Below are 10,997 nucleotides of genomic sequence, written 5' to 3' on the forward strand. Positions count from 1 at the left end.
ATCGATATTAAAGACGGTGCCTCCGGACGACTGCGCCAGGGCCGCATGGAAGATTCCACAGTGTTCTCCGATGATCCGGTAAGCATGGCTGCCAAGTGGGTGGAGGGCGGCTGCCGTCGTCTGCATCTGGTCGACCTGAACGGCGCTTTCGAAGGTCAGCCGGTCAACGGCGAAGTGGTCACCGCCATCGCCAAGCGCTATCCGAACCTGCCGATCCAGATCGGCGGCGGCATCCGTTCGCTGGAAACCATCGAGCACTACGTCAAGGCTGGCGTGAGCTACGTGATCATCGGCACCAAAGCCGTGAAAGATCCGGCCTTCGTCGCTGAAGCGTGCCGCGCATTCCCGGGCAAAATCATCGTTGGCCTGGATGCCAAAGACGGTTTTGTCGCCACCGATGGCTGGGCTGAAATCAGCACCGTGCAGGTCATCGATCTGGCCAAGCAGTTTGAAGCCGACGGCGTGTCTTCGATCGTTTATACCGACATCGCCAAAGACGGCATGATGCAGGGTTGCAACGTACCGTTCACCGCTGCTTTGGCCGCTGCCACCAAGATCCCGGTGATTGCTTCCGGCGGTATCCACAATCTCGGTGACATCAAGTCGCTGCTCGACGCCAAGGCGCCGGGCATCATCGGTGCAATCACTGGCCGGGCGATCTACGAAGGCACCCTCGACGTCGCTGAAGCGCAAGCTTTCTGCGATTCGTACAAAGGCTGAGGACTGACCATGGCGCTGGCCAAACGCATCATCCCTTGCCTGGACGTGGACAACGGCCGGGTCGTCAAAGGTGTGAAGTTCGAGAACATCCGCGATGCCGGTGACCCGGTGGAAATCGCCCGTCGTTATGACGAGCAGGGTGCCGACGAGATTACTTTTCTCGACATCACTGCCAGCGTCGATGGTCGCGATACCACGTTGCATACCGTAGAGCGCATGGCCAGCCAGGTGTTCATCCCGCTGACCGTCGGCGGTGGCGTACGCACTGTGCAAGACATTCGCAATCTGCTCAATGCCGGCGCGGACAAGGTGTCGATCAACACCGCAGCCGTGTTCAACCCGGAATTCGTGGGCGAAGCTGCGCAGCATTTCGGCTCGCAGTGCATCGTTGTCGCCATTGACGCGAAAAAGGTTTCGGGACCGGGCGAAACCCCGCGCTGGGAAATTTTCACCCATGGCGGACGCAAGCCGACCGGTCTCGACGCGGTCGAGTGGGCGAAGAAAATGGAAGCCCTCGGTGCCGGTGAGATCCTGCTGACCAGCATGGATCAGGACGGCATGAAAAACGGATTCGATCTCGGCGTAACCCGCGCCATTAGCGATGCGCTGGGCATTCCAGTCATCGCTTCCGGCGGTGTCGGCAACTTGCAGCACCTGGCCGACGGCATCCTCGAAGGCCACGCCAGCGCGGTGTTGGCGGCGAGTATTTTCCACTTCGGCGAATACACCGTGCAGGAAGCCAAGGCCTATATGGCCCATCGCGGGATTGTGATGCGCTAAGCGCCTCAGAAGGGGCGGCGCCGCTTGGCGGTTTAGATCAACCTTCAAGCGGCGAGGTCATCAATCTGTGCCAGAGCTTTGCAGCAGATCTGTACGGACCTCTGAAGTGCTTAGATTCCGATCCATGGTGTAACTGCACAGCGTCAATGGCAGGGCGTCGAGCGGTACCAGAAAGCTGTCGCCTATCTTGCTGTAGGGCATGGAATCGATGGCAGCGCAGTCTGTAGTTCCCACGGGGCCGCCGTATATCTGAGTCCAGATATTGCGATCATCGGTTTCACGATATTTGATTAAAAGATAATCAGCGCCAGGCGTGAATTCAGGTGTCGGTTCGGGCAACCTGCGTTCAACGGCGTCGACGAGACGTGCGGCCAGGACCTGTATGTTTTCAAGTGAGCCGACGGTGAGTTGTTGCTCCACTGAGTCGGTTCCCACAACACACAGATAATATAAGCCAGCCTCGCGGCCAATCGGTGTGTCTATCATTCCGCCAAGTGTACTTATGGCGCCGTTGTAATGTTCTGGTGAATAACAGCTACGTGCATCGCGTACAGTTTTTGATCGATAGAAGTTTGTATTCATAGAGTATTTTATGTCCCAGTTCGGCGTTTTAATATCGCTGTCAGCGGGTGTTTTATGAAGGGCAATATCTGTATGGGTTCTAGACCTGAAGTCGAAGTTGGGTTTTAACCTGCACGCCGATGCATCAATATTGAAGCTGCCATCAGTGAAGCAGGACATGAGATAATCAACTGCGAAACTTTGACTGGCCTGATCGGGCAAGATGGATCGGCTATCATGATTGCCGCAGAGCCCATGCCAAAAGCACAAGTCATCCGCCGGGATGCCGTAGGTCGTCCCGGACATGACTCCGGTAACTTCGCCTGTCGTCGCATCCAACACAGCAGAGCCAGATGAGCCCGGTTCAATGCCTTTACAGTTCTGTTTCTGATAGCGGGTATGAACGGTCGAGAATTTAATCAGCGTGGTATTCGCCTGTTCCTGCGTGCAGGCAGAAAGTCGCAGTCCGGGGGCACTGGCTGGTGCACCGACGACCTGCACCTGAGTTGGATTGTCTGGTGTGGTGGATGCGGTTTTGAGCGGGTTGATGCCGTCGTCGAGCAGCGTTTCAAGTGAGCTTTCAAGCTGCATGATTGCGACATCGGTACCGGCCAGACTTGCCCACTTGACCTTTTGAATGTCGTAGCGCTTTGCGCCTTCCAGGGTGTCTTGGAAGTAGTTGAACTGCACCTGGCCCTGATAAGAAGTATCGACTGCTGTTCCCATGCGGATTGAAGCGCAGTGTGCGCTGGTCAATGCATAGGCCGGGCCTTTCGCATTGCTATCGCCATCGCGAGTATCGAGCAGGAAGGCTGTGCAATATCTTCTGTCTCCTCTGAGGATTTGTCCAATGCCATTCAAGTGATTGTTTTCACCCTTGGCATTACTCAATAGCAGGGGTTCTGATGCTTCGGGTACAGGCTGTGCGCAAGATGTCTGGGTAAGACAAAGCAACAGTAGTGAGAAAATGGATAGTATTTTACTTTTATATTTCATGACCGATCCTTGGCCTGTGTTTGAAACTGAGAGTTAGAGGAACTGTTGTAGTTGGAAGAGTTTAAGTTAAGTGACTTGAAATGCGTTGTTGGTCATGTGCCCAATTGTAAGTGCGCTCTTTCTGTCGGATATTTTTTACTTGATTTTTCATACGCTGCAAGATGAAAGAGGTCCAAATTAAATCAGCCCGATGTGAATATCGCGAGATCCGGATGCGCTAAAACCGTACAGTCCAGTGGACAGCATGGCGTGCCCAAGGCACTCTTGGGCACGCCATGGATTCCGGTAGCCCGACATGATCAAACGCCTGCTTCTTGTTCTCGCCAGTGCCTCTTTGTTGCTCATCAACAGTGTCAGGGCCGAAAACAGTCCCGACACCGATCTGGTGCTCCTCACCGAAAACTTCCCGCCATACAACATGGCGAAGAACGGCAAGAACTTCGCCCAGGGCGAGAACATCAACGGCATCGCAACCGACATCGTGCGTGAGATGTTCCAGCGTGCCGGTATCACTTATAGCCTTACCCTGCGCTTCCCCTGGGAGCGGGTGTACAAACAGGCGCTGGAAAATCCCGGTTACGGTGCCTTCGTGATGGCGCGTCTGCCGGATCGCGAAAAACTCTTCAAATGGGTCGGCCCGATCGGCCCCGACGACTGGATTCTGTTGGCCAAGGCTGACAGCAAGATCACCCTCGAAACCCTCAATGACGCGCGCAAGTACAAGATCGGCGCCTATAAAGGCGACGCGATTGCCGAGACTCTGACCAAGCAAGGCTTGAAGCCAGTGGTCGTTCTGCGCGATCAGGACAACGCCAGGAAGTTGGTTAACGGACAGATCGATTTGTGGGCGACGGGAGATCCTGCCGGGCGTTATCTGGCACGGCAGGAGGGTGTGACGGGTCTGAAAACTGTGCTGCGCTTCAATAGCGCCGAGTTGTACCTGGCGCTGAACAAGGACGTCTCCGATGACGTCGTCGCCAAGCTCCAGGCCGCTCTGGATCAGTTGCGCAAAGAAGGTGTGGTTGACGACATCATGGCGCGGTATCTGTAGCACTGGAAACGTTTACTTCCGGTGCGTCGGCGTTCTCGTTATTCACTGCCGGGATTTCCACCACCGCTGCCTCTTCCGGTTCCGCTGCTTGAGCGACAATGGCTGCCGGCGCAACAGGGGCATATTGGCTGATGTGCAAGCTGCGACCATCGGTGAAATGCGTGTATACCACGCTTGTACCGTCTGAGCGCACCAGCCTGTAGTCGCTCTGGATCAGATAAACCGCCACTGCCTTGTTGCTTTCCACAACCGCGACAACGTCAATGGGTGAGGTGTCGAGCCATTCGCTAGCAGGTATTTCGCATTGGGCCAGTTCAGGGCTCAGCCGCGCCGAAAACATAATCGGAGCGGTCTGTTGGCTGTTCCATTGGACACCGAAGTCGACTGAGGTGAGTTTGGAAAATGCCCATTGGCCTCTTGTTCCTTGCGCGCGTTGGGCTGACCACCTGAATGTCGTGCTTTCTTGTCCGGTGTTGTGACCATGGCCGATGAGGATGTAATAATCCGTGCGTTCCAGTTGGTAGAAGGATGAGTGGTTTCGCTGCTCAAGCGGCGTGAACAGCGGGTCTTTAACTGCAAACCAGGGAAGTCTGGCAATGTAAGTCGGCTGATCAGGCTCATTCAAAGGTGTCGGCGTTTCCCCGAGAAGTACTGGCGCTGGCGGCTTTGGATTGATTTGAAGCGGGAAGTCCATGCGTAACGAGTACACAGGAAAATCCGCGGGTAACGAGTGGCCGCCGAACCCGATAAACGTGCCCGGAGCCATATGTATCTCACCCGCTGCGGCGGTGGGTGGAACGGCACTCCAGGTGCTGACACTCTGCTTTGCACCGCTGCCCTTGTCGTTCCATATCAGATCGCACTCGGCTGACACTCTGACAAGATCAGCTCGCACGCAACGTACGGCGTTGCGCGAGGGTTTCTCGTAATTACTGGAACACACCGATCCTAGGGCCACGTAACCTTCCGGGGGGATGGGGCGCCAGATCGACCCGCTCTTGGTCGCTCCCGAGCCCAAGTCGTTCCAGATCAGCTCGTAGTCGACAGGCGCGGCGAGTGCCTTGCCTTTGCCGGGATCGGCACTACGTGTGGTCGCCTCGCACACCACGGCCACGACTTTTTTGTCGTCGATGCTTTTAAGGCCAAGAACGGCAACGTCGCCCAGTGGAAAATAGCCGGGCAACACATCGGGAGCTGGGGTGGGGCGCCAGAAGGAGGCCTGTACCGAGTTCGAGCCGTAGGTATCCCAGATACTCCGGTACTCGGTCGTGAACTCTATCAGCAGGTTGTCGACCCTGATGGGCTCTCTTTGCCGATCGCTTGGCGCAGTGTTGTCTTGGGTTGTCATGGTTAATCCTGATAGTTAAAAAAGCGACTCAAGGGAGTCGCGACCTGTTGGAGGTCTCACTATCGGGATTCGGGTAATGCTGCTGGTGGTATCTATATATCGTATGAAATTATCGATAGATCCCGTCTTTGCCATGACCGGCCATGGCACGATTGCTGCGCACGCTGATCATTTGCCTGATGTCGATCCACTCGATGCCCTGAGTTTTTAGTTTGGGCAACTCGCGCTCCAGCACTGCCAGCGTTTGTGGATAAGGATGGCCGATCATGACGGCTGAGCCTTGTTTGCGCGCCAGGCTGATCGCGGTCTGCAACTGGTTGAAGATCGCCGCCTCGGTGCGCTCGTCATCGAGGAATACATCGCGCGAAACACTCGCCAGATCAATCTTCTGCGCTTGCTGCGCGGCCACGGTTTGCGCACTGGTACGGCTGTCGACGAAGAACTTGTGGCGGCGCTGCAATTCGCCCATCAACCAGGCCATCGCCACGGGTTGCGCGGTCATGCGGCTGCCCATGTGGTTATTGATGCCAGCGGTATACGGGACCCTTTTGAACGCGGCGTTCAGGCGTTTTTCAAGTTCTTCGATGGGCAGTTCGGGGTGCCAGGCGAACGGGCCGGTCGCCGGATCCATGGGCATGTGCAAGATGACGATCTTGCCGGCGCGATGGGCTTCACGGGCGAATTCGGTGGCGTGGGGCGTGTCGGGCATGATCGCTGCGGTCACCGGGCCGGGCAGGGCCAGCACGCGACGATCCCGGGGCAGGCTTTGCCCCAGGTCGTCGATGATCAGCGTCAGGTAGGCTTTGTGAGGCGTTGGGCTGGCGGGTTGTGCGTGAGCAGCACCCGCCAGGCAGCACAGCAGAACGAAGACGAAACGCAAAGACATCCTCAACGGCCGGACGTAATGCTCAGGCCTTTGAGCAGGCTCAGGGCCTGGGCCAGTTGGTAATCGTCATCCTGCGGCATGGCCTTGGCCTTACCGGCGGAGCCGCTTGGTTTGTCGGCGCCGCCGTTGCCATTGCCCAGGTGGCCTTGCAGATCAGCTTCCTTGAAGTATTCGCCGTCCGCCTCGCTGGTGATCTTGGCCTTGCGCACTTCGATGTCCGGGACGATGCCCTGGGCCTGGATCGAGCGGCCATTCGGCGTGAAGTACAGCGCGGTGGTGATCTTCAGTGCGCGGTCGTTGTTCAGCGGCAGTACGGTTTGTACCGAACCTTTACCGAAACTGGTGGTGCCCATGACCACGGCGCGTTTCTGATCCTGCAAGGCACCGGCGACGATTTCCGAGGCCGAAGCGCTGCCACCGTTGATCAGCACGACCATCGGCACCGCTTCGCTTTCGTCTTTGCCGGTAGCAGAGAAGCGCAACTCGGAGTTGGCGATCCGGCCTTTGGTGTAGACGATCAGGCCTTTGGTGATGAAGTGGTCGACCACTTCCACCGCGGCCTGCAACACGCCACCCGGGTTGTTGCGCAGGTCGAGAACGATGCCGTTAAGCTTCTTGCCGTTGTCCTTGCGCATCTTCGCCAAGGCCTTGGAGACTTCATCGCCGGTCTTGACCTGGAACTGAGTGATGCGGATGTAGCCGTAGCCCGACTCCAGCAGCTGCGCCTTGACGCTCTTCACCTGAATCACGGCGCGAGCCAGGGTAACGTCGAATGGCGTGCCACCGTCGCGCACCAGGGTCAGGGTGATTTTCTGGCCGATCTTGCCGCGCATCTTGTCCACGGCTTCGGTCATGGTCTGGCCGCGAGTCGGCTGACCGTTGATCTTGACGATGAAGTCGCCAGCCTGAATGCCGGCCTTCGACGCTGGCGTGTCATCGATTGGCGAGACGACTTTGATGAAACCGTCTTCGGCGCCAACTTCAATGCCCAGGCCACCAAACTCACCGCTGGTGCTTTCCTGCAACTCGGTGAAATCTTCAGGGCCAAGGTAGGCGGAGTGCGGATCAAGGTTGCTGAGCATGCCCTTGATCGCGTTTTCCAGCAGGGTCTTGTCGTCCACCGGTTCGACGTACGCGGCTTTGATCCGGTCCATGACCTCGGCAAAGGTGCGCAGTTCTTCCAGCGGCAGCGGGGCCTTGGAGGTCGCAGCTGTGCCTGCTGGAGCGACGGCCGGAGCCGGTTGCGCGGCGAACGCCAGAGGCGCGCCGATCACCAGGGCGATCGTCAGGGCCAGCGAGGTAAGGCGGGACAAATGCAGCATGTCGAACGAACTCCTAATGTTGGTGACTCAACGCCTATCCTTGCGCGCGGCACCATTGCGCCGGATCACTCGGGTGACCCTGCTGACGAATTGCGAAATACAGCGCTGATGTGTCCTGGCCGCCACTGTTACCGACAGTGGAGATGGATTCACCGGCTTTTACCACGTCGCCGGCCGATTTGAGCAGCGTCTGGTTGTGACCGTAAAGACTCAGAAAACCATTGCCGTGATCGAGGATCACCAGCAACCCGGCGCCCCGCAGCCAGTCGGCAAACACCACGCGCCCACCGTGTACGGCATGCACCTGGCTGCCGGCGGAGGCGCTGATCATCACGCCATCCCACTTGGTGCGGGCGTCGTCGCCACGGCTTTCACCGAAGCGTGCCAGTAGTCGACCATCAACCGGCCATGGAAGTTTTCCCCGGGTTGCCGCAAAAGCCCCACCGAAGGTCTCGCCACTGCTGGAAACCAGCGCGCCGGGGGACGATTTGACGGGTTTTCGTGGGGCGTCGCTGGTGTCCGATTCTGCATCCGCGTGGGCTTGCGCCTCACGCAAACGCTTTTTTTCCGCTTCCTGCTGGGCGATCAGCGCTTTCTGGCGCGCTTCTTCTGCCTCTCGGGCCTGACGGGCCAGGGTTTCTTCAATGGTTTTGAGGACTTTAGACAGGTCTGCCTGATCCTGCTCGCGCGCGGCCAGTTTCTGGTCGCGGGCCTTGACGTCGGCACTGAGCTTGGCCAGTACTTGCTGGCGCTCCTTGCGAACCTTGTCGAGTTCGTCGCGTTGGGTGTCAAGGTCGCTTTTCTGGACCAGCAATTGCGCCTGCTGCAAGCCGATGTCTTTTTCGACATTGGCCAGTTGGCGCAGGGTTTCGTTAAAGTTTTTCAGCTGCTCCAGGCGGGCCTGGCTCAGGTAATCGTAATAGGTGAGGGTGCGGGCGAACTTCTCGGGATTCTGCTGGTTGAGCAGCAGTTTGAGGTACTCCTGACGGCCGTTCTGATACGCCGCACGGGCCTGAATGGCGATCAGTCGTTGTTGTTCAGTGCGCGCGCTCTGGAGTTTTTTTTTCTCTGCATCGAGTCGCTGCAGCTCGGATTCGCTTTTCTGCAGTTCTTTCTGCAGCGCATCGACCTGCTTTTGCAACTTGCCCAACTCGGTTTCAGTGCCCTTGAGCTCTTTCTGCACGCCGGACTTTTCTTCCTGAACCTTGCCCAGCAGCTTTTTCAGCTCGGCAATGTCCTGACGCGTGGCGTCCAACTGCTGTTGGGTTTGCGCGCGCTCGTCAGCGAAGGCCGGTTGGAGCAGGCAGGTCAGAGCGAGGGCAATCAGGACGCGAAGCATAGGGGCGGGCGGCACCAGGGTAATGGACGGCCTAGTATGCCCGCCCGAGGCTGCAAAAAAAACGCCCAATTGGGGCTGTGTGATAACTGGAGCGCCAGACAGGCTTAATTCCATTTCGAAAACCCCATAAACCACTGTGGGAGCTGCGGTGCGACGATTCGACTTGCCAGCGATGGCGTCTGAACATTCAACAGAGTTGTTGGCTGTCAGATTGCTATCGCTGGCAAGCCAGCTCCCACAGGGTTGAGCGGTGTTTTGAGACCACGGATTACACCAGAATCGAAGTCCCGGTCATTTCCGCCGGCTTTTCCAGACCCAGCAACTTGAGCATGGTCGGTGCCACATCTGCCAGCACGCCGCCTTCACGGACCTTGAGATCGCGCTTGCCGACATAAATGAACGGCACCGGCTCGGTGGTGTGTGCGGTGTGCGCCTGGTGGGTTTCTTCGTCGGCCATTTTTTCGACGTTGCCGTGGTCGGCGGTGATCAGCGCTTCGCCGCCGACCTTTTCCAGTGCCTCGACGATGCGGCCAACGCATTTATCCAGGCACTCAACGGCTTTGACGGCGGCATCGAACACGCCGCTGTGGCCGACCATGTCGCCGTTGGCGTAGTTGACCACGATCACGTCGTAACGCTGGTTTTCAATGGCGTCGACGATGCGGTCGGTCACTTCCGGCGCGCTCATTTCCGGCTGCAAGTCGTAGGTGGCGACTTTCGGCGACGGGATCAGAATGCGCTCTTCGCCCGGGAACGGTTCTTCACGACCGCCGGAGAAGAAGAAGGTCACGTGGGCGTATTTCTCGGTTTCAGCGATGCGCAGCTGGGTTTTACCGTTTTTTGCCAGATAATCGCCCAGCACGTTTTCCAGGCTGCCCGCAGCGAATGCCGACGGCGCAGGAATGCTGGCGGCGTACTGGGTCAGCATGACGAAACCGGCCAGATTTGGCTGGCGCGCGCGCTCGAAATCCTTGAAATCGTCTTCGACGAACACGCGAGTCAGCTCACGGGCACGGTCGGCGCGGAAGTTCATGAACACCACGGCGTCCCCGTCTTCTACTTTGACCGGCTCACCGATGGTGGTGGCTTTGACGAATTCGTCGCTCTCGCCACGGGCGTAAGCCGCTTCCAGGCCTTCTTGGGCAGTGGCGGCGTTGAATTCGCCGTTGCCGTCGACGATCAGGTTGTACGCCTGGGCCACGCGATCCCAGCGGTTGTCACGGTCCATGGCGAAGTAGCGGCCGACGATGCTGGCGATGCGGCCCTTGCCGAGTGCCTGGAACGTCGCGTCGAGCAGTTCGATCGACGAAGCAGCGCTTTTTGGCGGCGTGTCGCGGCCGTCGAGGAAAGCGTGCAGGTAGATTTTTTCGGCGCCGCGCTTGAAGGCCAGTTCGGCCATGGCGATCAGGTGATCCTGATGGCTGTGCACGCCGCCATCCGACAGCAGGCCCATGAAGTGCACGGCTTTGCCGGCAGCCACGGCTTTATCCACAGCGGCGCAGATGGTCGGATTCTCGAAGAACTCGCCGTCGCGGATCGATTTGGTCACGCGGGTGAAGTCCTGATACACCACACGACCGGCGCCGAGGTTCATGTGGCCGACTTCGGAGTTGCCCATCTGGCCGTCCGGCAGACCGACGTCCATGCCGCTGCCCGAGATCAAGCCGTTCGGCTGGTTGGCCGTCAGGCGATCCAGCACAGGCTTCTTCGCCGCAAAAACGGCATTGGATTCGGGGCTGTCGCTGTGACCGAAGCCGTCGAGAATGATCAGGACCAAAGGTTTAGGCGTGGTAGTCATGGAATCCACTCGTGGCTAATAAAGAAGAGGGCGATGGAAAAGGGAGTTGGAGTTTAAAGCGAAGTTCCGACCGCGTCACCGCCGGACGGGGTTTGGCCCACCATAGTGGCTGTGTATACTTGATTAATTTTTTAGGAGCTTGTTGTTGGTTATTTGTTTGATTAAGTGTTTTTATTTGGGTGTTAGCAGTATATTT

General features: G+C 57.8%; 10 protein-coding genes. 3 read left to right on the forward strand and 7 right to left on the reverse strand.

The window, feature by feature from the left end; all coding sequences use genetic code 11:
• On the forward strand, nucleotides 1-720 hold a 720-nt coding region (gene hisA / locus ACIQVE_RS26170; protein ID WP_402814084.1), incomplete at its 5' end, for a 1-(5-phosphoribosyl)-5-[(5-phosphoribosylamino)methylideneamino]imidazole-4-carboxamide isomerase.
• Nucleotides 721-729: 9 nt separating this feature from the next.
• Nucleotides 730-1,500, forward strand: a complete 771-nt coding sequence (gene hisF, locus ACIQVE_RS26175; RefSeq protein ID WP_402814087.1) for an imidazole glycerol phosphate synthase subunit HisF — start codon at nucleotides 730-732, stop codon at nucleotides 1,498-1,500.
• Nucleotides 1,501-1,560: 60 nt separating this feature from the next.
• On the opposite strand, the gene ACIQVE_RS26180 is transcribed toward hisF, so the two are convergent.
• On the reverse strand, nucleotides 1,561-3,057 hold the full coding sequence (locus tag ACIQVE_RS26180; RefSeq protein WP_402814090.1) for a trypsin-like peptidase domain-containing protein: 1,497 nt from the start codon (nucleotides 3,055-3,057) through the stop codon (nucleotides 1,561-1,563).
• Between the two features lie 295 nt (nucleotides 3,058-3,352).
• On the opposite strand from ACIQVE_RS26180, the gene ACIQVE_RS26185 reads away from it, so the two are divergent.
• Complete coding sequence (locus tag ACIQVE_RS26185) at nucleotides 3,353-4,108, forward strand: substrate-binding periplasmic protein (protein ID WP_402814093.1); 756 nt, start codon at nucleotides 3,353-3,355, stop codon at nucleotides 4,106-4,108.
• On the opposite strand, the gene ACIQVE_RS26190 is transcribed toward ACIQVE_RS26185, so the two are convergent.
• The 6 genes from ACIQVE_RS26190 to ACIQVE_RS26215 form a co-directional block, all read right to left on the reverse strand.
• Nucleotides 4,089-5,456 (reverse strand): Vps62-related protein, encoded by a 1,368-nt coding sequence (locus tag ACIQVE_RS26190; protein WP_402814095.1) that lies wholly within the window; start codon nucleotides 5,454-5,456, stop codon nucleotides 4,089-4,091. The genes ACIQVE_RS26185 and ACIQVE_RS26190 overlap by 20 nt on opposite strands.
• Nucleotides 5,457-5,565: 109 nt before the next feature.
• Nucleotides 5,566-6,342: a divergent polysaccharide deacetylase family protein gene (locus ACIQVE_RS26195; RefSeq protein ID WP_402814098.1), complete on the reverse strand. Its 777-nt coding sequence runs from the start codon at nucleotides 6,340-6,342 to the stop codon at nucleotides 5,566-5,568.
• A 2-nt stretch (nucleotides 6,343-6,344) separates the two neighbouring features.
• Nucleotides 6,345-7,664 (reverse strand): S41 family peptidase, encoded by a 1,320-nt coding sequence (locus tag ACIQVE_RS26200; protein WP_402814100.1) that lies wholly within the window; start codon nucleotides 7,662-7,664, stop codon nucleotides 6,345-6,347.
• A gap of 34 nt (nucleotides 7,665-7,698) precedes the next feature.
• A complete protein-coding gene (locus tag ACIQVE_RS26205) occupies nucleotides 7,699-9,003 on the reverse strand; it encodes a peptidoglycan DD-metalloendopeptidase family protein (RefSeq protein ID WP_402814102.1) in 1,305 nt (434 codons plus the stop codon).
• A 268-nt stretch (nucleotides 9,004-9,271) separates the two neighbouring features.
• Nucleotides 9,272-10,801, reverse strand: coding sequence for a 2,3-bisphosphoglycerate-independent phosphoglycerate mutase (gene gpmI / locus ACIQVE_RS26210; RefSeq protein ID WP_402814105.1), 1,530 nt, complete (start codon nucleotides 10,799-10,801; stop codon nucleotides 9,272-9,274).
• Nucleotides 10,785-10,997 (reverse strand): hypothetical protein (locus tag ACIQVE_RS26215; RefSeq protein ID WP_402814107.1); only part of this gene is annotated, 213 nt, incomplete at its 5' end. The genes ACIQVE_RS26215 and gpmI, both read right to left, overlap by 17 nt.

It is taken from the genome of Pseudomonas sp. NPDC098747, from assembly GCF_044760045.1.
Lineage (GTDB): Bacteria > Pseudomonadota > Gammaproteobacteria > Pseudomonadales > Pseudomonadaceae > Aquipseudomonas.

Coding starts and splice junctions, on each gene's coding strand:
- hisF (WP_402814087.1), top strand. CDS start 730: ATGGCGCTGGCCAAACGCATCATCCCTTGCCTGGACGTGGACAACGGC.
- ACIQVE_RS26180 (WP_402814090.1), bottom strand. CDS start 3,057: ATGAAATATAAAAGTAAAATACTATCCATTTTCTCACTACTGTTGCTT.
- ACIQVE_RS26185 (WP_402814093.1), top strand. CDS start 3,353: ATGATCAAACGCCTGCTTCTTGTTCTCGCCAGTGCCTCTTTGTTGCTC.
- ACIQVE_RS26190 (WP_402814095.1), bottom strand. CDS start 5,456: ATGACAACCCAAGACAACACTGCGCCAAGCGATCGGCAAAGAGAGCCC.
- ACIQVE_RS26195 (WP_402814098.1), bottom strand. CDS start 6,342: ATGTCTTTGCGTTTCGTCTTCGTTCTGCTGTGCTGCCTGGCGGGTGCT.
- ACIQVE_RS26200 (WP_402814100.1), bottom strand. CDS start 7,664: ATGCTGCATTTGTCCCGCCTTACCTCGCTGGCCCTGACGATCGCCCTG.
- ACIQVE_RS26205 (WP_402814102.1), bottom strand. CDS start 9,003: ATGCTTCGCGTCCTGATTGCCCTCGCTCTGACCTGCCTGCTCCAACCG.
- gpmI (WP_402814105.1), bottom strand. CDS start 10,801: ATGACTACCACGCCTAAACCTTTGGTCCTGATCATTCTCGACGGCTTC.